Origin of the sequence: Actinophytocola sp. (genome assembly GCF_035762905.1) — a bacterium.
GTDB lineage: Bacteria > Actinomycetota > Actinomycetes > Mycobacteriales > Pseudonocardiaceae > DASYTH01.
The window spans coordinates 20,391-42,647 of the sequence record NZ_DASUCC010000056.1 but is presented as its reverse complement, the minus strand read 5'-3'; the positions used below and the strand labels follow the sequence as shown (position 1 = coordinate 42,647).

Genomic DNA, 22,257 nt, shown 5'->3' with positions numbered 1-22,257 from the left:
AGAAAACCACCTGGTTATGAAAACTAGGGGTTATGACCATGAGCACTGATCAGTTGGACGCGACGTTCGCGGCGTTGGCCGACCCGACCCGGCGGGCGATCCTGGCCCGGTTGACCGCCGGCGACGCCTCGGTGACCGAGCTGGCCGCACCGTTCGCGATGAGCCAGCCGGCGATCTCCAAGCACCTCAAGGTGTTGGAGCGGGCCGGGCTGATCTCGCGCGGGCGGGACGCGCAGCGCCGGCCGTGCCGGTTACAGGCCCGCCCGCTCAAACACGCCAGGGACTGGCTGGAGAACTACCGGAGCTACTGGGCGGAAAGCTATCAGCGCCTGGACGGGCTGCTGGCCGAACTGAAGGCCGAGGAAGGCTTTCATGAGTGAACCGCTGACGGTGACCACGCCGACGGACACCGACATCGTGCTGACCCGCGAGTTCGACGCCCCCCGCCGCCTGGTGTTCGACGCGCTGACCAAACCCGAGCTGGTGACCCGCTGGTACGGCGCCCGCGGCTGGAACGTCACCGAGTGCTATGTGGACCTTCGGATCGGCGGCACCTGGCGGTTCGTCTCGCACGGCCCGGACGGCGCCCGTATGGTCCAAAGTGGCGCATACCGGATGATCGAGCCGCCGGAACTCCTGGTCTACACCGAGGTGTTCGACGACCAGTCGTACGAGGGTCAGACCCTGATCACCCACGAGCTGTCCGAACGCGCCGACCGCACCACGCTCACCACCACCGCGCGCTACGCCTCCCGGCAGGCCCGCGACACCGTGCTGCGCTATCCCATGCGCCGCGGCGTCGGCGAGTCCTTCGACCGGCTCACCGACCTGCTGGAACTACTGAAGAACGGAGATCGCGACATGAACTGGACCCTGGAGGTCATCCTCGTCCCGGTCGCGGACCTGGACCGCGCCAAGGACTTCTACGCCGGCAAGCTCGGCTTCAACGTCGACCACGACACCACGGTCAGCGACGAGGTCCGGGTCATCCAACTGACCCCACCCGGCTCCGGCTGCTCCATCGTCCTCGGCAAGGGAATCGGCAACACCATGTCCCCCGGTTCCCTGCAGGGCGTGCAACTCGTCGTCGCCGACCTGCACAAGGCCCGCGCCCAACTCCTGGACAACGGCGTCGACGTCAGCGACATCCAGATCGTCGCGGAAAACCCCTCCCCCCAACCCGACCCCCTTGACAACGTCGGCTTCCTCTACTTCTCCGACCCCGACGGCAACAGCTGGGCCGTCCAGCAGATCTCCACCCGCGGCTAGGTCTACTCCGCCCGCATCGGCACAGCCACCAGCGAAACCGGCCGGAGGCCGCCGCCTGCGGCGCCGGCCTCCGGCCGGTTCGGCTCGACGGCGACCGACTTCGTCGAACAGATTCCGAAGAGCGCCGCCAGCACGAAGCCAACCCCCGTGGTCGTCGGCGAGCGATACCACTCAAAATGCCCACCGGACTGACCTTCGCTCCTAGCCCATGTAGCGGCTGGACGTTTGCCGACAGGTGCTAGCCGTCACCAACCCTCGGCAATATCACCGTCGGAAACTGCCCCTGCTCGTCTGTCCGTATCGGGCTGGCGTGCAGGTCGTCAGTCGGCCAGTTGAGCCGGATGCCTTCGCCGCGTTCGATGGCTTCCTCCAGCAGTTCGGTCACGGTGATGGCCTCGCCATGGCCGCGGAACAGATGGCCTGGCCGGCGGTAGTCCTCGATGCGTCCACCAGCGGTCTGTTCTGCTCTGGCGTGTTGCCGCATCGCGTGCAGTCTGCGGTCCCGCCGCACGCTAACGATCAAGAACGAGACCGCCACCACCAGCCCGAAGACCAGCGACACCACAAGCGTCAGGGCTACCGACAGCTCGTCCATGATTCACAACCGAAGCCCGGACCTTCGCTGCCGCTGTCGGGGTGGCACCCAGCGCCGGTAAGAACGGCCGCCGGGAGGCGGCCATGCCGGGAGAGTGCGGCGCTGGGTGCCATGGACATCACCAAACCCCGGTGGAGGGCGGGTGGGTAACCAGGTGTCTACCCCTGCCACACGGGTTGTCACCTGCGGTTACGCTGGGCAGTACGGCAGGCGGAGCGACATCGAGCAGTCTGGATGAGATGGCCAGGGAAAGAGCAGTCACGCAGGGGCAGCTCGCAGCCGCCACCTACCTCGACCGGACGACGGTGTCCCACATCGAGAAGGGCCGAGCGCGGGCCGGTGAAGCCTTCTGGGTTGGTGCCGACCGTGTGACGGAGGCGGGCGGGCAGCTCCTCACCGCATACCGCCGGCTCGAAGCGGCCAAGCACGAGCAGCAGGCGGCCGCCCGTTCAAGCGACCTGGCTGCCATCCGCGCCAAGGCCGACGATTTCCGGGTAATGCCGACGGCGACCGCCGATGATGAAGTGGCGGCCGTCGAACTGGCACGGCGGGTGGCTGCCAGCGACGTGGGAGCCGAGACGCTGACCCGCCTTGAGCAGGCTTTCGACGACCTGGCAATGGCGTACCCGGTGACTCCTCCGACCGGACTGCTGGCTCGGCTCCGGCATCACCTGGCGTATGTCGGTGCACTGATGGACAGCCGCATGACCCTGAACGAGCGCAAGCGCCTGATCGTGGTTGGCGGCTGGCTGTCCCTTCTCGCTGCCACCGTTCATGTCGATCTCAAGCAACTGGCCGCTGCCACGGCGCGGTTGCGCACAGCGGCGAACTTGGCCAAGCAGGTCGATCACGCCGAAATTCGGGCCTGGTGTTTTGAGACCGACGCCTGGCGGATGCTGACCGAGGGCGATTACCGCCGCGCTTTGCAGCTCTCCCATGCCGCACAAGAGTTGGCCCCTGCTGGTAGTTCGGTAGCCATCCAAGCCACCGCTCAGGAAGGCCGGGCCTGGGCACGGTTGCATCGACCACGCGAGACGTACGACGCGATCGATCGCGTCGACAAGTTGGTGTCGCCGTTGCGGCGGCCCGACCGGCCCGAGCACCACTACCGCTACGACCCGGACAAGTCCGTTGCCTACGTCGCCACGACGTTGGCGTGGGTCGGCGACCCGGCCGCGGAAAGTTATGCCCGGGAAATCATCACCCGGCTCGAACCGACTGAAAGCAATGGCAAGTGGCCGCGCCGGATGGCTGCCGCCAATCTTGACCTGGCGCTGGCCTTGTTGGTGACCAACCGGCTCGATGAGGCCTGCCATGCCGCCAACCAAGCCATCTCGTCCGGCCGGGTGGTGCCGTCGAACCACTGGCGCGCGGCTGAGGTGATCCATGCGGTTGAGGCAAAGCAGTTGCCGGAAGCTGCCGAACTCAGGGATGCCTTTGAGCAGATGCGGCGCCAGCAGTTGTCAGTCGGTGGCTGACCGTTCCACCACGCCAGGACAGGTAGGGAGAACCGGACCGTTCGTTCCGATCACCACGGTGCAGTGCAGGTCCGCGGAGCTGACGATGCGGGGATCCAGGCCGTGGGTGGTCATGGCGGCGGCGGTCCGGGGGGCCTGGTCCGCGCCGGTCTCGATGAGCAGGTGGCCGCCGGCCGCGAGCCAGGGTGCGGCACCGGCAGCGATGCGGCGGTGGACATCCACGCCGTCCGGGCCGCCGTCGAGCGCCACCCGGGGTTCATGGTCGCGGGCTTCCGGTGGCATGGTGGCGATCTCGCCGGACGGGACGTACGGGGCGTTGGCGACCAGGAGGTCGACCCGGCCGCGCAGGGTGGCGGGGAGCGGGTCGTAGAGGTCGCCATGGTGCACCCGGCCGCCGAACGCGGCGAGGTTTCGGCGGGCGCAGCGGACCGCGGCCGGCTCGATGTCCGACGCGTGCAGTTCCACCCCCTCGACCGCGGCGGCGACCCCGGCACCGAGCGCGCCGGTGCCGCAGCACAGGTCGACGACGACGGAACCAGGGCGAGCCAGCCCGACCGCCTGCTGGACCAGGAACGCCGTGCGCCTGCGCGGCACGAACACCCCGGCGTCGACCGCGATCCGCAGGCCGTGGAACTCCGCCCAGCCCACGATGACCTCGAGCGGTTCACCCTCGACCCGGCGCCGCACCATGGCGTCCAGGTCGGCCGGGGACCGGGCGGCGCCGGCCAGCAGCCGCGCCTCGTCCTCGGCGAACACACAACCGGCCGCCCGCAGCCTGGCCACGACATCGGACATCGAGGCCGGTGTCACAGGTCGACGAGCTCGACGGTCACCGGAGCGATGTCACCGGCGTCGAGGGCCTCGGCCCTGCGGACGGTGCGCTTGATCGGCAGCACATAGCAACCCCGGGCGCCGTCCGGGAAGATCGAGGTCGTCCAGGTGCTGCCGCCGAGCGTCGCCCGCACCCGCACCGAGCCGAACCCCCGCCGCTGACCGCCGGTCCGCTCGCGGATCTCCGCGGAGCACTCTGCGGGCAGGCTGACGAAGGTCCAGCTGTCGGCGCGCCGGGCGTCCCAGATCCACAACTCGGCCTCGAAATCGACCACCACCGCACCAGCATCACACAGGGCACGACCGGCCGGGGCACGGCCATAACCCCGGGCCATGCTCGCTGTTTGTGACTGCCCGGCGACGCTGCGCGGCGGTACGGTCGGTTCGGTTGCCCGGCCGGGTGGGAGGAAGTGGCATGACGAACGAGTTCCTTGGACCGGAGTCGTCCCCCGGATTCGAGATGGAGCGGCGCCGGGTCCTGCAACTGATCGGGGCCGGCGCCCTGGGCTCGGCGGTCGCCGCGCCCACCGGCACGGCGGCGGCCGAGGGTGCGGCCGCGGATCTCGTTCTGCATTCCGGAATCGTGTGGACCGGGCGGCGGCACCGGCACCGGCGCGGGGTCACCGGGGTCGCGGTGCTCGGCCAGCGCATCGTGGCGGTCGGATCCAATCGGGATGTGCTTGCCTGGGCGGGAAAGCGGACCCGGGTGATCGATCTGCGCGGCGCGTTCGTGGCACCCGGGTTCCGGGACCAGCACACCCATCTGCTCAACCAGGCCGATGCCGACGCCGCAGCCGAGGCGTACCGGCCGCGGTGGGACGGGCACGACGAGGAGGCGGCGTTCGAGGGCCGGCGGGCGGTCGGCCAGCGCCACATCGACACGTTCAACCAGGGCCGCAGCCCCGCCGACGACTTCCGGCACGGCGTGGTCACCGAGGCGCTCAAGAACGGCATCCTGCGCATGCAGGACGAGGCGGCCAAGCAGGGGGTCAGCACGGTGGTGGAGGCCGGGCTGACCGACCTGCGGGTGGTCGACGCGTTGCTGCAGTTGGCCGACGAGGGGCGGCTCAAGGTGCGGCACCTGATCCGGGTGCGCTGGGGCGGCATCGAGCGCGCCGCGCAGCTGGGCTGGCGGACCGGGTTCGGCAACGAGTGGGTGAAGATCCTCGGCGTCAAGATGTACGCCGACGGCTGGCTCGGCCCGCGCACCTGTGCCCTGCGCCGGCCGTACCACGACGACCCGTACGACTGGGACCTGCCCAACGGCGTGCTGTTCCTGGCCCAGCAACGGGCCGATGCCGACGTGGCCCGGGCGCAGGAGCTCGGCTTCAACATCACCGCGCACGCCATCGGCGATCTCGGCGTGCAGACCATGCTCAACGCCTACGACCGGGCCGGGGTCACCCGGCGGGACCGCTGGTGTCTCGAGCACGTCCAGGTGGCCGGCGACGACCTGCTGGACCGGATGGCCGACCGCGGCGTGATCGGCAGCATCCAGCTCAGCTTCCCGACCTCGGACCACTACTTCGCCGCCAACGCGTTGGGCGAACGCCGCACCCGCCGCGAGTCCTACCGGTGGGACACCATGCTCCGACGCGGGGTGCCGCTGGCCGGCGGCACCGACTTCAACATCGAGGTGCTGGATCCGTTGTGGGGCCTGCAACGCTCGGTCACCCGGCGCGAATTCGACGGCAACCCGCCCGGCGGCTTCCTGCCGCGCGAGGATGTCACGGTCGACGACGGCCTGCGCCTGATCACCTCCGACTGCGCCTTCGCCAGCTTCGAGGAGCGCGACCGCGGCGACATCGAGGTGGGCAACTACGCGGATCTGGTCGTGCTGCGGGAAAACCTGCGCAGCATCCCGCGCGACCGCATCGCCTCGGCGACCCGCATGCTGACCGTGACCAACGGAAGGATCACCTTCGAGGGCGCGGTCGCCTATCCACCCGGCCAAACTCCATAAAAGGATCAAGAATCCCTTTCCATGCGGCCGAAAATGGGCCGAATGTGTCGTTGACATCTCCGGGTAACTGGTGTGCAGTTGATGTTCGGCCAACCCTGAAGGCCTACTCCGTGCAGGACGGGTCGACGACGTGCTGGGTCGACGTCACCGCCGACCCGTTGCCGCTGGCGTCGACCGCGCGCACCGACACCGTGTTGCTGCCGACGGCCACCGACACGGCGTCCACCTGGGTCTGGCCGCGCACCGTCGCCGCCGGCGCGCCGTCGACGGTGACCTCGTAGTCCAACTCCGCCGTGGGGTCGGTGTCGTCCGTCGCGGGCTGCCAACGGATGTCGGCGAACGCACAGCCGTACCGGTCCTCGGTCACCTGTAGACCCGACGGCGAAGTGGGAGCCGAGCCGTCGGAACTGGCCGGCGTGGTCACCGCAACCGTGTTGGTCGGCGCCGACAACGTCGTCCGCACGGCCGCCACCGAGAAGGCGTGCGCCGAGCCCGGGGCCAGCTGCCGGACCGCAACGGTCGCCGGCAGCCCGGTCCACGACGACGCCCACGTGCGGGCAACCAGCACCGACCCGTCGAACACCTGGTAACCGGACACGTCGAAGTCGTCGTCAGGCACCGTGAACGACAGCGTCACCCGGCCCGGATCCACGTCGGTGGCCACCAGCTCGCGCGGCCCGCCCGGCCGCACCCCCGGCCCGCGGGTCTGCACGGTCAGCGTCCGCGTCGGCGCGGAGGCGTTGCCGGCCAGGTCGACCGACACGACGGTGTAGGAGTACCAGGCGCCCGGCGTCAGGTTCGCGTCCGTGTACGAACTGCCGACCGAGGTCTTGGCCAGCACGCCGTTGCGGAACACCCGCCATCTGGTCGGTTCGGTCAGCTGACCGGGTGTCCAGTTGAGCACGACCTGCGACGCGGAGACGTTCACGACTCGCGGCATCGTCGCCGTCGGCGGAGCCGTCGTGTCGGCGGCGGCCACGGGGGAGGTTCCCAGCGAGACGGACACACAGAGCACAGTGGTGGCCAGCACGGTGACCACCCGCAAGTTTCGGTGACGGATCATGCGGACTTCTACGCCGGCCAGTTGTCCCCGGTTCAGCTCGTCTCCCCGGCGAGGGAGAAGGAGCGCAGCCGGGCGGTCGCGGCCATCGTGCCGCCGACGGCGATCACCGCCGCCAGCACGATGGCGGTGACCGGTGCCAGGTGTGCCGGCAACCAACCGGTCCCGCCGATCCACTCGGCGATGGCCGCCGCGTACTCCCGGATGCTCAGCACCCGGGTGCCGTCGACGAAGCCGGTCAGCAGGTTCTCCCACAGGATGATGTAGACCAGCCCGACCGCGACCGGGCGGCGGCTCATCAGGCTCAGCGCGACGAACACCGCCGAGTAGGCCAGCGCGCCCACCGCGGCGCCGAGCAACAGGCCGGCGGCAAGGCCGGCCGACCCGACGAGCAGTCCGGCGACCGCGATCGGCACGGCGGCGGCCCACGTGCAGACGGCCCAGGCGACGGCCAGCTTGGCCAGCACGATCTCCTGACGAGGCAACGGTTTGGTGAGCAGATGGGTGATCGTGCCGTCCTCGATCTCCAAGCCGAGCACGCCGCTGCCGATGATCAGCGCGGTGAGCGGGAGGATCACGCCGAGACCGAGCTGACCGAACACGATCGGACCCCACTCGGCGACCGGCTCCGGGCTCCCGTTCGCGATCAGGGTCAGCGTGATCAGCACCGCCGGCATCGGCAACAGCAACAGCACCCGCCTGCGGCCGAACAGCGCCCGGGCGGTCAACGTGGCGATCGTCAGGTTCATTGCCCCACCAGGTAGGAGAACACGTCCTCGAGGGACTCGTCGGAAGGCAGCACGCCGGTCAGCCGGATGTCCGCGTCCCTGGCCGCCTTGGCCAGGGCCCGGGTGAACGTGCCGTAGTCGTTGGCTCGCACCTGCAGGCCCGTGTCGGCGACCAACTCGACCCCGGACACCGATGGCTGGTGCATCAGCACGGTTCCGAGCCGCCGGTCGTCCGAGGACTCGATGACGAAGACGTGCGGCCGGGTGGTCATCAACCGGCGGATGTGCCGGTAGTCCCCGGACGCGGCGAGCCGGCCGGCGACGATCACCTGCACGGTGCCGGAGAGCTGCTCGACCTCCTCGAGGATGTGCGAGCTGAACAGGATGGTCCGGCCGTCGCCGGCCATCCGGTGCAGCAGGTCCATCATGTGCAGCCGCTGCCGGGGATCCATGCCGTTGAACGGCTCGTCCAGCACCAGCACCTCGGGATCGTGCACCAGCGCGGCGGCCAACCGGGTCCGCTGCCGCATCCCCTTGGAGTAGGTGGAGATCCGCCGGCGCTCGACGTCGGAGAGCTCCACGATGTCCAGCGCGCGCCGGGTCGCCGCCGCCGGGTTCGGCAGCCGGTGCAGCGTCGCGCTGGCGTGCACGAACTCCCACGCGGTGAGGAACCCCGGCACCCCTTCGTGTTCGGTGACCAGACCGAGCCGGCGGTACACGTCGGGGTTGCGCCAGCTCGGCGCCGCCCCGACGGTGAGCGTGCCCTGGGACGGGCGCAGCAGGCCGGCGATCATGTGCAGCACGGTGGTCTTGCCGGCGCCGTTCGGCCCGAGCAGCCCGGTCACCCCGGGACCCACGGTCAGCGTCACGTCGTTGACCGCGACCACGTTGCCGTACCAACGCGAAACCGACGCAAGCTCCACTGTGGTTGTCTTCATGCCTTCACCTTCCGGTAGCGCCACAGTAGGGCGGCGGTGCCGGCGGCGATCAGTGCCAGCGCGGCAAGGCCGTACACCGCGCCGTACGGCCCGGTCTGCACGAGTCCCTCGCCGAACAGCCACCGGTCCACCCCGTTGACCAGGCTGACCGGATCGAGCAGGCCGGCGAGTTGGCCGAGCGCGCCGTCGTCGAGTGCCCGGACCGCACCGGACACCGGCGCCGAGAGCAGGAAGACGGCCATGATCAGGCCGGTGCCGAACATCCGGCGGCCGGTCAGCGCGGCCAGCGGCAGGGCCAGCGCCGCGAACACCGCCGAGTGGATCACCGCGGCGGCGAGCCCGGCGAGCAGGCCGCCGATCTCGTCCAGGACTCCGGAAAGGCCCGTGCTGGTGTTGAACGCCATGCCGACGAACATGATCAGCATCGGCCCGGTGAACAGGACGAACACCGCGGTGGCCAGTGCGGCCAGCTTCGCCAGCGCGTAGTCCGACCGGTGGATCGGCCGGGACAGATACAGGGCGAGCACCTTGTTGCGCAGATCCCTCGACACCAGCTCCGGCCCGACGATCGCCGCGAAAACCGTTGCCGCGTAAGAGAACGTGGCGACCAGGCCGACGTAGCTCAGCACCGGTTCCGGCGACTGGGTGTTGACCATCACCAGAACCACCGACGCGATGCAGGCCAGCGTGAACAGCCCGAGCGGCAGGATCTTCGCCTTGGCGGTGCGCCCGAGCCCGTATGCGGTGCGCAGACTGTAGGTCCACAGTGAGCGTGCGGCGTAGCCGCGGCCCAGCCGGGCGCCGGTGTAGCGCTGGTATCCGATGTCGTGGATGACTCCGCCGACACCCGCGGGAGCGTTACCCGACATGGTTCTCCTCAACCGGTTTCAGGTCACGGAACAGGTCGGCCACCTGGTTGCGGCGCCGCTGCATCCGGTGCAGGGACAGCTCGAGGTGGGCGACCGCGTCCCGGATGAGGTCGTAGGTCCGGTCCCCGTCCAGCTCGACCAGCAGCCCACGCTCGGCCCGGCGAACCGTCAACCCGGCCTCGGCGAGCCGGTCGGCCAGCGGTCCGGCGTCCTCGTCCACCTCGACCATCAGCACGTCCTGCTGGCGGGTCATGGCCGACAGCGAAGCCGAGCGGAGCAGACGACCGGCGTCGATGGCCACCAGCGAGGTGCAGATCCGTTCGATCTCGCCGAGCAGGTGCGAGCACACCAGCACCGAGATCCCGAACTCGGTGCCGATCCGGTGCACCAGGGCCAGCATCGCCCGGCGGCCCTCCGGATCCAGCCCGTTGGTCGGCTCGTCCAGCAGGAGCAACTCCGGGTCGTGCACCAATGCCTGGGCGAGCTTGACCCGCTGCCGCATTCCGGTCGAGTAGCCGCCGATCTGGCGGTACCGCTCCTCGTACATGCCGACGTGCCGCAGGGTCTCCGAGGCCCGTTCCCGCGCGGTCGGCGCCGGTAGCCCGGAGATCCTGGCCAGGTGCGTGATCAGCTCGGCGGCCGAGACGTCCGGCGGCAGGCAGTCGTGCTCGGGCATGTACCCGACCCTGGCCCGCACCGCCGACGCCTCGGTCACCGGATCCAGCCCCAGCACCCGGATCGCGCCCCCGGTCGGGCTGAGCAGCCCGAGCGCAAGCTTGATCAGCGTGCTCTTCCCGGCCCCGTTGGCCCCGACCAACCCCACGATCCCCGGTTCGATTCCCACGCTCAGCCCGGCCAGCGCCGTCACGCCACCCTCGTAGCGCTTCTCCAGCGCATCCGTCTCGATGACCACCACGGAGAGAGACGGTACGGCCACACCCCAGCCGCCGCATCCAGCGTCAACCCTGATTCCGCACCCCTAGGGGTCGCCTCGGGTGATCGCCTTCATCGGCCGTGTGGCTCGTGCCGCAGCACGCAGAACTCGTTGCCCTCGGGGTCGGCGAGCACCACGAACCCCTCGGTTCCGGTCTGCCCGACGTCGGTGCGCCGGGCACCGAGCCCGATCAGCCGCTCGACCTCACCATCGACGTCGCCGTCCACCGGCCGCAGGTCGGGATGGTTGCGGTTCTTGCCCCGCTTGGGTCCACCGGTGTTCTGCAACCACAGGTTGGGCACGTCCGGCGGAGCACCGGCCGGCGGGTACAGCATCACCGAGCCGTCCTCGCCGCGGTCGGCCTTGAACCCGAGGGCCTGGGACCAGAAGTCCGCCATCAGCTCGGGGTCCTGCACGTCCAGCGTCCACTGCGCGAACCGAACCGCCATCGGTCATGCCTCCTCGTCCGACAGCGTCCTGCGCCGCAATGGCCGGGTGGCCGGGCCTTCGAGCACCGCACCGTCGACGTCGAACCGCGAGCCGTGGCACGGACAGTCCCAACTGGACTCGGCGCCGTTGAACCGAAGTAGGCAGCCCAGATGCGTGCACCGCAACGACACCGCGTGCAGCCCGCCCTGCTCGTCGCGGTACACCCCGGTCTGCCCGACGCCGTCCCGCAGCACACGCGCCTCGCCGCGCGGAACGTCCGCCGGATCGGACACCTCGGCCGGGCGCAGCCGGTCGCCGACCAGGTCCACCGCCACCTTTCCGTTGAGCCGGGCCAACTCCGGCAGATCGCGCAGGCTCAGCCGGTGCGGAGCGAACAGGGCGGTCCACGGATTGCTCTGGCCGGTAAGGGAATCCCTGAGCAGCATGGCCGCCGCGGTGGCCGTGGCCAGTCCCCACTTCCGGTAGCCGGTGGCCACGAACACATTGCGCGAGCCGGGGGTGTACGAACCGATCATCGGTAGGCCGTCGTAGGCGTAAAGGTCCTGTGCCGACCACCGGTGGGTGATCTCGGCAACGTCCCAGTGCTTGCGCGCGAACGACTCCAACGCCAGGTAGCGTCCCGCGTCCACGCCGCGTTCGCCCGCGGGATGGCCCTGTCCCCCGATGATCAGCAGGTCACCGGCGGACGCGATCGACCGCACCGGGTCGCCGGCATTGATCGCCAGCCCGACCGGCGGGCGGCCGGAACGCAGCCGGGCCGCCACGCAGTACGACCGCATCGCCTTGAGCCGGGCGAAGTACAGGCCGCGGTCCAGCATCGGGGCGTGGGTGGCGATCACGATCCACTCCGCCCGCACGGTTCCCCCCGCGGTCCGCACCGTGGATGTGCCGCCGGCCCGCACCTCGAGCACCCGGCTGTCCTCGTACACCCGGCTCCGGTCGCCGTGCACCGCGGCCGCGAGCCCACGCAGGTAGCGCACCGGATGAATGGCCAACTGGTCGGCCAGCCGTACCGAGCCATAGGTCGGGAGCGGCAGACCGGCGCCGTCGGAGTCCTGGACGACGGCAAGCCCGGCCCGCCGGGCCGCCTCGAACTCGGCCGCGACGGTGTCCCGCTCGGACTCGGAGATGGCGTAGGTGAGCGCCGGCCGGCGCTCCAGGGCACAGTCGATGCCCTCCTGCTCCACGATTTCGGCCAGTGTCGCCACGCCGGCCAGGTTGGCCTCGGCATATCCGGCCGCCGCGGCCACCCCGTGCCGCCTGATCAGTTCCGAGTAGACCGTCGCCTGCAGGGCGCTGACCTTCGCGGTGTTGTTGCCGCTGGCGCCGTGCCCGACCCGGCCGGCCTCCAGCACGGCCACCCGCAGACCGGCCCGGTTCAGCAGCAGCGCGGTGGTCAGCCCGGTGATGCCGGCGCCGACCACCGCCACGTCCACGGTCACCGCCCCGGCGAGCGCGGGATAGTCCACCCCGGCGCCGGAGTCTGCCAGCCACAGCGACTGTCGCGCGGTCGTCGTCGTCATGATCGTGGCTACCCAGCGCCTTCGGCCTTACACATGGTGAGCGGGGCGCACCCCGACCAGTTGAACCCCCGCACGCCCGCGACGTCTCGGTTTCGCCGGATGGCAAAGCGGGGAAGCCGCCGTCATGGAGTTGCTCGGCGTGCGGTTCCCCGGCCCGGTCAGCGCGGTCACCCGGTTGAGTCGAGGGCTGGCCGGTCTGGCCCTGACCGCGCTGGAGAACGGGCCCCGGCGTCGCGTGTGGACCTGTCCGGGACGGTTGTACGTGGAGGTGCACGGCGTGCACGGCCCGCGCGGCGAACGGGTCGCACGCCGGATCGAGCGGGCGCTGAACGATCACCCCGGGGTGCATTGGGCCAGGGTGAACGCGCCCAGCTCGCGGGTGATCATCGCGGTGCACGATCCGGCGCCCCGGCGTTCGGAGCTGATCCGCCTGGTTGCGCGGGGCGAGACGGAGCCGGCCAGCCCCGAGGAACGCACCGCCGAGGAGGAGCTGCACCACCCGGCCGACGGCCCCGCGCGCACCCGGCTACTGCCCACGCTCGCGGTGGACGGGCTGGGCCTGCTGCTCGCCACGATCAACCGGATCGCGCCGTGGGCGCCGTTGCCGGCCGAGCTGGCCGGTCTGGTCGCGGCGCTCGACCTGCACCCGGACCTGCGCCGGCTGGCCGAGCGGCGGCTGGGTGGACCGGAACGCGCGGACAGCACCACCTCGATGGCGGCGGCGCTGGTCCAGGGCCTGGCGGCCCGAGGCGAGGGCACCATGCTGGACATCGGTCAGCGGACCGTGCAATGGCACGAGGCCCGGGCCCACGCGCGGGCCTGGTGCCGGGCCGAGTCCGAGCTGATCCCCGGACCCGAGCACGCCGCCGCGGACCCGGTGGTGGTCGAGCGGCCCCGCCCGCTGCCCGGATCCCCGGCCGACCGGTACGCCCGGCGGTCCCTGACCGCGGGTGCCGCGGCCGGGGTCGCGGCGCTGCCGTTCGCCGGAGCGCGCAAGGCCATCGCGCTCGGACTGGCCTCCTTGCCCAAGGCCCCCGGTGCGGCGGCCGCGGCGTTCGCCGCCCGGCTCGGCGTGCTGCTGGCCCGCCGGGGTGCGCTGGTGATGGACCGGTCCGTGCTGCGCGGTCTGGACCGCCTCGACGTGCTGGTGCTGGACGCCCGGGTGCTGGGCACCGGCCGCTGGCTGCTCGCCGACCTGGTCCCGCTGCCAGACGGCGACCCCACCGAGCTGGCCGAGCGAGCCTTTCAGTTGTTCAATGAGACGGACCCGATGGCGGTGCGGCGGGACGGCGACTGGGTGCTCGGACCACTGGCCAAGCTGGACCTGACCGGCCGCAAGGGTGCCCGTGAGCGGCAGCGGCTACACCGGCGCGGCGCGGCCGAACTGCTCGGTCTCGCCCGCGGTCGTCGGCTGCAGGCCCTTCTGGCCATCGACGAGGAGACCGCGCCGGGCATCGAGACGGTCGCCGCCGCGGCACACGACGTGGGGCTACGGGTACTGGTGGCGCAGGCGCGGGAGCACAACCGGTTCGGCTTCGCCGACGACCTGCTGCCGACCGGTGACGGCCCGGCGGGCCTGGTCGGCGCGGTGCGCGGGCTGCAGGCCGACGGGCACGTGGTGGCGCTGCTGTCCGCCGACCGCCGCGCGCTCGGCTCGGCGGACTGTGGCATCGGCGTGCACCCGGCCGGCGACCCGCCGCCGTGGGGCGCGCACCTGCTGGTCGGAGCGGACCTGGAGACCGCGGCACTGATCGTCGCGGCGACCGGCGTGGCCCGGCGGGTGACCGACGACGGAACCCGGGTGGCGCTCGCGGTCAGCGGCATCGGCGCGGTGAACGCCCTCGGCGCCCGGGCCCGGCCGGCCGGATCGGCGCTGCGCGCGGTCAACGCCGGCGCCGCGATCGGCTTCGTCGACGGCTTCCTGCGGGCTCGCGGCCTGGGCCGGTACTCCCCCGCCCCGGCCGGCGGCGGTGCCACCCCCTGGCACCTGATGCCGCCGAACGTCGTGCTCGACCGGGTCCGCTCGGCCATCGACGGCCTGCCGGAGCAGGAGGTCCGGCGCCGCCGCACCGGTGGTACGGACGGTGCCGGCCCGGCCAGCGCCAGCCTGGTCCGCACGTTCCTGGCCGAGTTGGCCAACCCGCTGACCCCGGTGCTGGCCGCGGGCGCGGCGATCTCGGCGTCGGTGGGCTCACCGACCGACGCCGTGCTGGTCACCGGCCTGATCGGGCTCTCCGCACTGATCGGCAGCCTGCAGCAGGTGCACACCGAACGGGCGCTGGCCAGCCTGCTGGAGCGCTCCGCGGTGGCGGCGACCGTGCGCCGGTCCGGCGCACCGCACCGGATCGGCGCCAACCAGCTGGTGATCGGGGACGTGGTGGTGCTCGAGTCCGGCGACGTGGTGCCGGCCGACTGCCGGCTGCTCGAGGCCGACGGCGTCGAGGTGGACGAGTCCTCGCTGACCGGCGAGTCGCTGCCGGCGGCCAAGGACCCGGCCCCGGTGGTGGCGGCCGAGATCGCCGAGCGCGCCTCCATGCTCTACGAGGGCACTACGGTGGCGGTCGGCCGGGCGGTCGCGGTGGTGGTGGCCACCGGCGACGCGACCGAGGTGGGCCGGGGCATGGCCGCGGCCCGGCGCGCGGCGCCGGCCACCGGCGTGGAGGCCCGGCTCGCCGAGCTGACCCGGCGCATCCTGCCGGTGGCCGCCGGCTCGGCCGCCGCGGTCGCCGGTGCCGGGCTGGTTCGCGGCATCCCACTGCGGCAGAGCCTTGGCGCCGCGGTCAACCTCGCGGTGGCCTCGGTTCCGGAGGGCCTGCCGTTCCTGGTCAACGCCGCGCAGCTGGCCGCCGCCCGGCGGCTGGCCGAGCACGGCGCGATGGTGCGCAACCCGCGGACCATCGAGGCACTGGGCCGGGTGGACGTGCTGTGCTTCGACAAGACCGGCACGCTCACCGAGGGCCGGCTGTCGGTGAGCCTGGTCGACGATGGGGAAACCGCCGTCCCGGCGACGAAGTTGGACCAGCGGCGGCGCCGGGTGCTGGCCGCGGCGCTGCGGGCGACCCCGGGTGCCGAGGATCCGGCCGAGCTGCCGCACCAGACCGACCGGGCCATCGTCGAGGGCGCCCGCCGGGCCGGGGTCGGCGTCGGCACCGGCTGGCGCGACACGGACTCGGTGCCGTTCGAGCCCAGCCGCGGCTACCACGCCACCGTCGGACGGACCGGCCGGCGCACGGTGCTGTCCGTCAAGGGCGCACCCGAGGTGATCCTGCCGCGGGCCACCCGGCACCTGTGCAACGGTTCCCGGCACCCGATCGACGAGGCCGCCCGCCGGCGGCTGGCGGACCGGGTGGCCGAGCTCGCCGCCGCCGGGCACCGGGTGCTCGCCGTGGCCGAGCGCGAGCTGGACACCGCGGCGGAGCCCTCCGATGAGGCCGTGCGCGACCTGGGTCTGCTCGGGTTCGTCGCGCTGGCCGACCCGGTCCGGGACAGCGCCGCGCCCGCCGCGACCGCGCTACGCGAGGCCGGCGTCCGGATGGTCATGATCACCGGCGATCACCCGGCCACCGGCGAGGCCGTCGCGGAACGGGTGACCGGGCAGAACGGCGAGGTCACCGTGCTCACCGGCGCCGAGATCGACGACCTGGACGACGACCGGCTGGCCGACGCGCTCGCCGGGGTCGACGTGATCGCCCGGTGCAGCCCGGCGCAGAAGGTCCGGATCATCCAGGCCTACCAGCGGCACGGCCGGGTGGTGGCGATGACCGGCGACGGCGCCAACGACGCCCCGGCGATCCGGCTCGCCGACGTGGGCATCGCGCTCGGCAAGCGCGGCACCCCCGCCGCCCGCGCCGCCGCCGACCTGGTGGTCACCGACGACCGGCTGGAGACCATCATCAACGCGCTGGTCGAGGGCCGCGCCATGTGGGTGTCGGTGCGCGAGGCACTCGGCATCCTGCTCGGCGGCAACCTTGGCGAGATCGGCTTCACCGTGCTCGGCTCGCTGATCACCGGCCGGTCCCCGCTCACCGCCCGCCAACTGCTGCTGGTCAACCTGCTCACCGACCTGGCCCCGGCCATGGCCATCGCGCTGCGCCACCCGGGCGCCGGCACCGACCTGCTCCGCGAGGGCCCGAGCAGCTCGCTCGGCGCCGCCCTGACCCGCGACATGGCCACCCGGGCCGGCACCACCACGCTGGCCGCCACCACCGCCTGGACCCTGGCCCGGTTCACCGGCCGCCCGCGCCGCGCCGGCACGGTCGCCCTGGCCGCCCTGGTCGGCACCCAACTCGGCCAGACGCTCATCGCCGGCGGCCGGGACCGCACCGTGCTCGCCGCCGGCCTCGGCTCCGCCGCGCTGCTCGCCGGCATCATCCAAACCCCCGGGGTGAGCCAGTTCTTCGGCTGCACCCCGCTCGGCCCACTGGCCTGGACCATCGCCCTGTCCAGCGCCACCGCCGCCACCGTGGCCGGCGCGACCATCGGCTCCCGAATCGCGCCGAACCCTGGGCCGACCTAGGCCGACACCCGGCGCAGATACGCCAGGTTCTCCCGCAACCGCCGCTCAAGCGGCAGCACGGTCGAGAAGTCCTCGACCGTCACCCAGCCGTCGTAACCGTGTGCCCGCAACGCTTCGAAGTAGCCGGCCACGTCGGCCTGCCCGTCGCGCAGCGGCGCCCACTCCTCGCGCCACCGGGTCGACCCGTCCTGGCCCGGTCCCACCGCCCGCCACACCGCGTTCTTCACGTGCACGTGCGCGAGATAGTCGCCAAGCATCTGAAACGCGGCCAGATAGTCCTCCTGCCCCTCGATCACCAGGTTGCCCAGGTCGTGGATCACGCCGACGCACGCGGGGCTCAACCCGTCCACCAACCGGATCGCGGCGGAGGCCGAGGCGACGATCGTGCGGTGGTGCAACTCGACGACGGCCCGCACCCCGTGGACGGCGGCCCGCTCGGCGACCCAGGCCAGGTCGTCGCGGGCCGCCGTGAACAGCTCCCGGTAGTGCCCGGTGCCGAGCGCCGGCATGATCACCCGCAACCGCTGCGCCCCCAGGGTCGCCGTCGCGGCCAGCAGACGCTCGACGTCGGCCCGGGCGGACACCGGCGCGTAGCCGCCGATCCCGGAGACGGCCAGGCCCGCCTCCCGGGTGACGCGGGCCATCGCCGGTAGCGCCGACTCGAGCCCGGTGAGCGGCCACGTCGCCCGGTTTCCCTTCCAGAACCCGGGTTCCGGGGCGTCGTCCTGGTCGGTGACCCGCCATTCCACGCCGTCCCAACCCTGGTCGGCCAGCACGGCCGCCGTCTCGGCGGGGGTCCAGTCCGGAGTGGACGCCGTGAAGACCGAGAACCGCATGCTATTTCACCGCTTTCCGGCTCACACCGTCACCGGCACCTGGTCGTAGCCGCCCTGCAGGACGTGGTCGATGGGGATCGGGCGGCCGAGGGTCGCCGACAGGTAGATGGCCCTGACCACGGCCAGGGCGACCAGGCCGTCGTGCACGCCGATGCTGGCCGGGCGGCCCGCCTCGATCGCGGCCACGATGTCGGCGTACTGCCGCAGATGTCCCAGCACGAAGCCGTCTTCCGGCTTCGCCGCGCCGTACCGCTCGCCGGCCGGGACCGCGGCGGCCGCACCGTCCGGGCCGGCGCCGAAGAACTCGAGTTGGTCATCGTGGATGACGGCCGAGCCGAGCGAGCCGTGCACCGCGATCCGGGCCGGCAGACCGGGATAGGCGCCGGTGGTGGCGTGCAGCGCGGCGAGCGCGCCGGAACCGAACCGGATCGCCGCCACCGCGACGTCCTCCACCTCGATGCGCTCGTGCGCGAGCCGGGCGGTGTAGGCGAACACGTCCTGCGGCCGGCCGAGCAGCCACACCAGCAGGTCGACCGTGTGCACGCCCTGGTTCAGCACCGCGCCGCCACCGTCGAACGCCCAGGTTCCGCGCCACTGCGCGGAGTCGTAGTAGTCCTGGCCGCGCCACCACGGCACGGTCGCCACCGCCGAGGTGAGCCGGCCGAGCCTGCCGTCCACCACGGCCAGCTTGACGGCGGCGCTGGCCGGGTCGAACCGGTGCTGGCTGATCACCGAGCAGACCAGCCCCCGCGACTCGGCCTCGGCGGCCAGCCGGGCCAGCCGCCGCGCCCGCGGCAGCGACACCTCGACCGGCTTCTCGATCGCCAGATGCCGGCCGGCCGTGACGACCTGCTCGGCGGCGCCGCCGTGCAACCCGGACGGCGTGCAGATCGCGACCAGGTCCACCGCCTCGGCCAGCGCGGCGGCCAGCGTCGCGTGTGCCACCGGCGGCGGGCCGCCGGTGTGGCCGGACACCTGGGCCGCCATGCGGTCACGGGCCTCGGCGACCGGGTCGACGACGGTGCTGATGGTCAGCCGGGGATGCCGCAGGATCGCGGCGGCGTGGTTGCGTCCGATGATCCCGCACCCGACGATCGCGACCCGGATCACTTGACCCCTCCCGCCGTCAGACCGTCCACCAGGTATCGCTGGAAGACTAGGTAGAGCAGCACGACCGGCGCCGCGCACAGCATCGACGCCGCCATCAGCTGCCCGTACACCGGGATGGCGCCGCCCTCCTGGGTCGCACCGAACACCTGCAGCGCCACCGCCGCGGTTCGGGTGTCCGCGTTGGTCATCACGGAGGCGAACAGCACGTCGTTCCAGCCGAGCAGGAAGGCGAAGATGCCGGAGACGACCAGGCCGGGCCAGCTCAGCGGCAGCACGATCCGGGTGAGGATCCGCCAGGAGGACGCCCCGTCGATGCGCGCCGCCTCGTCCAGCTCGGGTGCCAGCCCGCGCAGATAGGTGACCATCACCCAGGTGGAGAACGGAAGCGCGAAGGTCAGGTAGGTGATGCCAAGCCCCCACCGGGTTCCGATGATCTGCACGCCGAGCACGGTGGCCAGGCTGGAGAACAGCACGAACACCGGCAGCAGCAGCAGTGTGCCCGGGATGCTCTGCAACGCCAGCAGTGCGCGCAGGATGGTCAGCCGGCCACGGAAGGCGTGCCGCACCAACACGTACGCGCTGCCCACCGACACGAACGCGCACAGCGCCGCGATCGCGCCGGCCACGAGGAGGCTGTTCACCAGGCCGCCGCCGAGGTCCACTGTGGACCAGATGCGCAGGTAGTTGTCCAGGTGCAGGGCGTCCGGCAGGACCGCCCCGGCCGCGACCGACAGATCCGAGCCGACCGAGGCGAGCACCATGTACAGCACCGGGCCAAGCACGAGCGCCAGCAGCACGATGATCACCAGGGCCTGCACCGGCCGGGGCAGCAGCCGGTGCACCTCGTTGCTGGTGCTCATGCCGTCCGGCCCTCCTCGGCGGTGTCCAGCCGCACCGCGCGCAGGTACACGGCGAGCGGCACGGAGATCAGCAGCAGGGAGAGCACGGCCATCGCCGCGCTCAGCCCGAACTGGAAGTTCTGGAAGGTCTCCACGTAGGTCAGCACCGGAAGTACCTCGACGTCGTGCGGGCTCGGCACCCCGAACAGCACGAACGGCAACGTGAAGTTGTTGACGTTGTGCAGGAACGAGATGATCACGCCGAGCGCGATCGACCCGCGCAGGTACGGGAAGATCACGTAACGCAGCTTCGTCCAGCAGCCGGCGCCGTCCAGGGCGGCGGCCTCGTGCGCCACCGGATCGACCGACTGCAGCCCGGCGAGTACGAGCAGGTAGACCAGCGGCCATGAGCTCCAGATCTGCACGATCACCAGCGCCCAGAAGCTCTTCGGACCGTTGAGCCACAACTCGTTTCCCAAGCCCAACAAGGAGTTGGCCACCCCGTCCGGTTGCAGGATGATCCGCCACACGGTGCCGACGACGAATGCCGGCAGCACGTACGGAATCAGGAACACCGACCGGACCAACCCCCGGCCGCGGAACCGGTTCTGCGTGGCCAGCGCGGCGGCCACACCCATCGGCGTGATCACCGCGGTGACGATGGCCGAGTAACCGAGGCTGACCGTGACCGCGTGGCCGAGCGCGGTTTCCCGCCACGCGGCGAGGTAGTTGCCAAGGCCGACCAGCGGCGCGCCGGTCCACTGCCGGAACGTGTACTGGTCCAGCTCCAGCAACGAGATGAGGACCGCGACCAGCAACGGCACCGCGATCACGGCGACCAGCAGCACGCCGCCGGGCAGCAACATCCACAGTGGCCGGCGCTGCGGCCCGGCCCGGGTCCGCGGCCGGGGTGGGCCGGCCGCACCCGGCGGCCGCGCGCCGGCCCGAGACCGCCGCACCGGGGTCGAGGTGGTCACTTCTCCTTGTCCAGCGCGGACTGCGCGGCGGACTGGGCCGCGCCGATCAGCGAGTCCAGCCGGCCGTCGTCCAGCCGCCCGGCCGACAGGTCCGGCACCGACTGCACCACCACGTTCACCAGCGCGAGCTGGATCTGGCTCCACGCACCGGTGAACGGCGTGCCGACCGACTTGCCGGCCGACTCGACCAGCGCCGCCAGCGCCGGGTCGGCCTGCAACGTCTTGGCCTCCTCGGCATTGGCCGGCAGCTCGCCGAACGTCTGGTAGTAGGCGCGCTGCGTCTGAGCACCGGTGAGCATCTTCACCAGCGCGAGCGCCAGGTCCTTGTTCCTGGTGTAGTTCGCCACCACCAGGTTGTCCCCGGACAGGATGCTGGTGGCGGCCTTGCCGCCGTCGGGCAACTTCGTGGCACCGGGCGGAATCGTCGGCATGACGACGTAGCCGTATTTGCCGGCGACGGCCGACTTGTCCAGCGTCACCTTGGAGCTGGCCGACACCATCGGCAGGAACGCCGCCTTCCCCGCGCCGAATGCCGCGATCGCCTGCGCGTTCTTCCAGCCGACGGCGGCCGGGTCGACCACGTGGTCGGTGGCCAGCCAGCCAAGGTAGGTGCGGTAGGCGGTCTGCGTCGTGTCGTCGTCGATCCGCGCCTTGTCCCCGTCCACCAACGGGTTTCCGGCCTGCACGCTCATCGCCCAGACGAACTTCCACGGGTCGAAGCTGTCCGCGTAGCCGATGGCGAGGCCGTAGACGTCGCCCGAGGTGAGCTGCTTGGCCTGGGCGCGCAGGCCGTCCCAACTGTCGGCCGGCTTGTCGATCCCCGCCTTGGCGAGCAGATCCCTGTTGTAGGCCATGACGAACGGCCGGCTGACGAACGGGATGCCGACCTCGTGCCGGTCGTCCGGGCCGGAGATGCCCAGCGTGGCCGGCAGGAAGCGGTCCCGGCCGCCGACCTTCGCCCAGTCGTCCGCGGACAGTTCGAGGAAGGCCTTGGTGGCGTACGCGGTCGGCGTGAACGTGGTGCCGAGCCCGTAGACGTCCGGACCCTGCCCGGACAGCACCGAGGTCTGGATCCGGGTGAGCTCGTCGTTGGGGCTGGCGAACGTCTCGAACTGCACCTTCGCGCCGGTCTCCCGTTCGAAGGCGGCGGAGACGTCGGCGAACCATTTCCGTTGCTGCTCGGGGAAGACGGTGTTGACCCCGAGCAACACGGTGAGCGTCTGCCCGGCACCGTTTAGCGTGCCGGAGCCGGAGTCCGAGCCGCCACCGTCGGAGCCGCAGGCGGTGAGAACGGCCGCGCCGACCAGTGCCATGAGGGTGCGTTTCGCTGTCATATGCCCA

21 protein-coding genes are annotated in these 22,257 nt (G+C 71.7%); 5 read left to right on the top strand and 16 right to left on the bottom strand.

From position 1 onward, the window contains the following. Positions 1-38: 38 nt before the first annotated feature. Together VFV67_RS10290 and VFV67_RS10285 are read left to right on the top strand one after the other, a co-directional pair. Positions 39-380 (top strand): metalloregulator ArsR/SmtB family transcription factor, encoded by a 342-nt coding sequence (locus tag VFV67_RS10290; protein ID WP_326469086.1) that lies wholly within the window; start codon positions 39-41, stop codon positions 378-380. Beyond that, entirely contained in the window at positions 373-1,269 is an 897-nt protein-coding gene (locus VFV67_RS10285; protein WP_326469085.1) for an SRPBCC domain-containing protein, read from the top strand. The genes VFV67_RS10290 and VFV67_RS10285 overlap by 8 nt, the downstream gene beginning before the upstream one ends. 2 nt (positions 1,270-1,271) lie before the next feature. Here the strand turns inward: VFV67_RS10285 and VFV67_RS10280 are convergent, their stop codons facing one another. Both VFV67_RS10280 and VFV67_RS10275 read right to left on the bottom strand, forming a co-directional pair. Further along, positions 1,272-1,403 carry a hypothetical protein gene (locus VFV67_RS10280; protein ID WP_326469084.1) on the bottom strand — a complete coding sequence of 44 codons (132 nt, stop codon included), beginning with the start codon at positions 1,401-1,403 and terminating at the stop codon, positions 1,272-1,274. 104 nt (positions 1,404-1,507) lie between these two features. Continuing rightward, positions 1,508-1,864 carry a hypothetical protein gene (locus tag VFV67_RS10275; RefSeq protein ID WP_326469082.1) on the bottom strand — a complete coding sequence of 119 codons (357 nt, stop codon included), beginning with the start codon at positions 1,862-1,864 and terminating at the stop codon, positions 1,508-1,510. A 239-nt stretch (positions 1,865-2,103) separates the two neighbouring features. Between VFV67_RS10275 and VFV67_RS10270 the strand changes: the two genes are divergently transcribed. Further along, positions 2,104-3,342 (top strand): XRE family transcriptional regulator, encoded by a 1,239-nt coding sequence (locus VFV67_RS10270; protein ID WP_326469081.1) that lies wholly within the window; start codon positions 2,104-2,106, stop codon positions 3,340-3,342. On the opposite strand, the gene VFV67_RS10265 is transcribed toward VFV67_RS10270, so the two are convergent. After that, positions 3,328-4,137: a putative protein N(5)-glutamine methyltransferase gene (locus VFV67_RS10265; RefSeq protein WP_326469080.1), complete on the bottom strand. Its 810-nt coding sequence runs from the start codon at positions 4,135-4,137 to the stop codon at positions 3,328-3,330. The two genes, VFV67_RS10270 and VFV67_RS10265, sit on opposite strands and share 15 nt — an antisense overlap. 11 nt (positions 4,138-4,148) lie before the next feature. Further along, on the bottom strand, positions 4,149-4,451 hold the full coding sequence (locus tag VFV67_RS10260) for a DUF1905 domain-containing protein (RefSeq protein ID WP_326469079.1): 303 nt from the start codon (positions 4,449-4,451) through the stop codon (positions 4,149-4,151). Between the two features lie 137 nt (positions 4,452-4,588). Here VFV67_RS10260 and VFV67_RS10255 point away from each other — a divergent pair, with 137 nt between their 5' ends. Further along, positions 4,589-6,136, top strand: a complete 1,548-nt coding sequence (locus tag VFV67_RS10255; RefSeq protein ID WP_326469078.1) for an amidohydrolase — start codon at positions 4,589-4,591, stop codon at positions 6,134-6,136. A gap of 103 nt (positions 6,137-6,239) precedes the next feature. On the opposite strand, the gene VFV67_RS10250 is transcribed toward VFV67_RS10255, so the two are convergent. The 7 genes from VFV67_RS10250 to VFV67_RS10220 form a co-directional block, all read right to left on the bottom strand. Then, positions 6,240-7,199 carry a fibronectin type III domain-containing protein gene (locus VFV67_RS10250; protein WP_326469077.1) on the bottom strand — a complete coding sequence of 320 codons (960 nt, stop codon included), beginning with the start codon at positions 7,197-7,199 and terminating at the stop codon, positions 6,240-6,242. 32 nt (positions 7,200-7,231) lie between these two features. After that, positions 7,232-7,945: an ABC transporter permease gene (locus VFV67_RS10245; protein ID WP_326469076.1), complete on the bottom strand. Its 714-nt coding sequence runs from the start codon at positions 7,943-7,945 to the stop codon at positions 7,232-7,234. Then, positions 7,942-8,862, bottom strand: a complete 921-nt coding sequence (locus VFV67_RS10240) for an ABC transporter ATP-binding protein (RefSeq protein WP_326469075.1) — start codon at positions 8,860-8,862, stop codon at positions 7,942-7,944. Before VFV67_RS10240 ends, VFV67_RS10245 begins: the two co-directional genes overlap by 4 nt. Next, entirely contained in the window at positions 8,859-9,731 is an 873-nt protein-coding gene (locus tag VFV67_RS10235) for a hypothetical protein (RefSeq protein ID WP_326469074.1), read from the bottom strand. Before VFV67_RS10235 ends, VFV67_RS10240 begins: the two co-directional genes overlap by 4 nt. Continuing rightward, positions 9,721-10,647: an ABC transporter ATP-binding protein gene (locus VFV67_RS10230; protein ID WP_326469072.1), complete on the bottom strand. Its 927-nt coding sequence runs from the start codon at positions 10,645-10,647 to the stop codon at positions 9,721-9,723. Before VFV67_RS10230 ends, VFV67_RS10235 begins: the two co-directional genes overlap by 11 nt. Before the next feature lie 89 nt (positions 10,648-10,736). Continuing rightward, a complete protein-coding gene (locus VFV67_RS10225; protein WP_326469071.1) occupies positions 10,737-11,114 on the bottom strand; it encodes a VOC family protein in 378 nt (125 codons plus the stop codon). A gap of 3 nt (positions 11,115-11,117) precedes the next feature. Beyond that, entirely contained in the window at positions 11,118-12,638 is a 1,521-nt protein-coding gene (locus VFV67_RS10220) for an FAD-dependent oxidoreductase (protein WP_326469069.1), read from the bottom strand. Positions 12,639-12,762: 124 nt separating this feature from the next. Here VFV67_RS10220 and VFV67_RS10215 point away from each other — a divergent pair, with 124 nt between their 5' ends. Continuing rightward, on the top strand, positions 12,763-17,154 hold the full coding sequence (locus VFV67_RS10215; protein ID WP_326469068.1) for an HAD-IC family P-type ATPase: 4,392 nt from the start codon (positions 12,763-12,765) through the stop codon (positions 17,152-17,154). Here the strand turns inward: VFV67_RS10215 and VFV67_RS10210 are convergent. Genes VFV67_RS10210 through VFV67_RS10190 form a run of 5 tightly spaced genes read right to left on the bottom strand, consistent with a single transcriptional unit; the run spans position 17,151 to position 22,250 of the window. Continuing rightward, positions 17,151-17,990, bottom strand: coding sequence for a sugar phosphate isomerase/epimerase family protein (locus tag VFV67_RS10210; RefSeq protein WP_326469066.1), 840 nt, complete (start codon positions 17,988-17,990; stop codon positions 17,151-17,153). The genes VFV67_RS10215 and VFV67_RS10210 overlap by 4 nt on opposite strands. Before the next feature lie 21 nt (positions 17,991-18,011). Continuing rightward, positions 18,012-19,100 carry a Gfo/Idh/MocA family oxidoreductase gene (locus tag VFV67_RS10205; protein ID WP_326469064.1) on the bottom strand — a complete coding sequence of 363 codons (1,089 nt, stop codon included), beginning with the start codon at positions 19,098-19,100 and terminating at the stop codon, positions 18,012-18,014. Then, complete coding sequence (locus VFV67_RS10200) at positions 19,097-19,960, bottom strand: carbohydrate ABC transporter permease (RefSeq protein WP_326469062.1); 864 nt, start codon at positions 19,958-19,960, stop codon at positions 19,097-19,099. The genes VFV67_RS10205 and VFV67_RS10200 overlap by 4 nt, the downstream gene beginning before the upstream one ends. Next, positions 19,957-20,916, bottom strand: a complete 960-nt coding sequence (locus tag VFV67_RS10195) for a sugar ABC transporter permease (protein ID WP_326469061.1) — start codon at positions 20,914-20,916, stop codon at positions 19,957-19,959. Before VFV67_RS10195 ends, VFV67_RS10200 begins: the two co-directional genes overlap by 4 nt. Beyond that, a complete protein-coding gene (locus VFV67_RS10190) occupies positions 20,913-22,250 on the bottom strand; it encodes a sugar ABC transporter substrate-binding protein (protein WP_326469060.1) in 1,338 nt (445 codons plus the stop codon). The genes VFV67_RS10195 and VFV67_RS10190 overlap by 4 nt, the downstream gene beginning before the upstream one ends. Positions 22,251-22,257: the final 7 nt, after the last annotated feature.

What these genes read in the sequence shown, in the direction of transcription:
- VFV67_RS10290 (WP_326469086.1), top strand. Translation starts at nt 39, where the DNA reads ATGAGCACTGATCAGTTGGACGCGACGTTCGCGGCGTTGGCCGACCCG.
- VFV67_RS10285 (WP_326469085.1), top strand. Translation starts at nt 373, where the DNA reads ATGAGTGAACCGCTGACGGTGACCACGCCGACGGACACCGACATCGTG.
- VFV67_RS10275 (WP_326469082.1), bottom strand. Translation starts at nt 1,864, where the DNA reads ATGGACGAGCTGTCGGTAGCCCTGACGCTTGTGGTGTCGCTGGTCTTC.
- VFV67_RS10270 (WP_326469081.1), top strand. Translation starts at nt 2,104, where the DNA reads ATGGCCAGGGAAAGAGCAGTCACGCAGGGGCAGCTCGCAGCCGCCACC.
- VFV67_RS10265 (WP_326469080.1), bottom strand. Translation starts at nt 4,137, where the DNA reads ATGTCCGATGTCGTGGCCAGGCTGCGGGCGGCCGGTTGTGTGTTCGCC.
- VFV67_RS10255 (WP_326469078.1), top strand. Translation starts at nt 4,589, where the DNA reads ATGACGAACGAGTTCCTTGGACCGGAGTCGTCCCCCGGATTCGAGATG.
- VFV67_RS10250 (WP_326469077.1), bottom strand. Translation starts at nt 7,199, where the DNA reads ATGATCCGTCACCGAAACTTGCGGGTGGTCACCGTGCTGGCCACCACT.
- VFV67_RS10245 (WP_326469076.1), bottom strand. Translation starts at nt 7,945, where the DNA reads ATGAACCTGACGATCGCCACGTTGACCGCCCGGGCGCTGTTCGGCCGC.
- VFV67_RS10240 (WP_326469075.1), bottom strand. Translation starts at nt 8,862, where the DNA reads ATGAAGACAACCACAGTGGAGCTTGCGTCGGTTTCGCGTTGGTACGGC.
- VFV67_RS10235 (WP_326469074.1), bottom strand. Translation starts at nt 9,731, where the DNA reads ATGTCGGGTAACGCTCCCGCGGGTGTCGGCGGAGTCATCCACGACATC.
- VFV67_RS10225 (WP_326469071.1), bottom strand. Translation starts at nt 11,114, where the DNA reads ATGGCGGTTCGGTTCGCGCAGTGGACGCTGGACGTGCAGGACCCCGAG.
- VFV67_RS10220 (WP_326469069.1), bottom strand. Translation starts at nt 12,638, where the DNA reads ATGACGACGACGACCGCGCGACAGTCGCTGTGGCTGGCAGACTCCGGC.
- VFV67_RS10215 (WP_326469068.1), top strand. Translation starts at nt 12,763, where the DNA reads ATGGAGTTGCTCGGCGTGCGGTTCCCCGGCCCGGTCAGCGCGGTCACC.
- VFV67_RS10210 (WP_326469066.1), bottom strand. Translation starts at nt 17,990, where the DNA reads ATGCGGTTCTCGGTCTTCACGGCGTCCACTCCGGACTGGACCCCCGCC.
- VFV67_RS10200 (WP_326469062.1), bottom strand. Translation starts at nt 19,960, where the DNA reads ATGAGCACCAGCAACGAGGTGCACCGGCTGCTGCCCCGGCCGGTGCAG.
- VFV67_RS10190 (WP_326469060.1), bottom strand. Translation starts at nt 22,250, where the DNA reads ATGACAGCGAAACGCACCCTCATGGCACTGGTCGGCGCGGCCGTTCTC.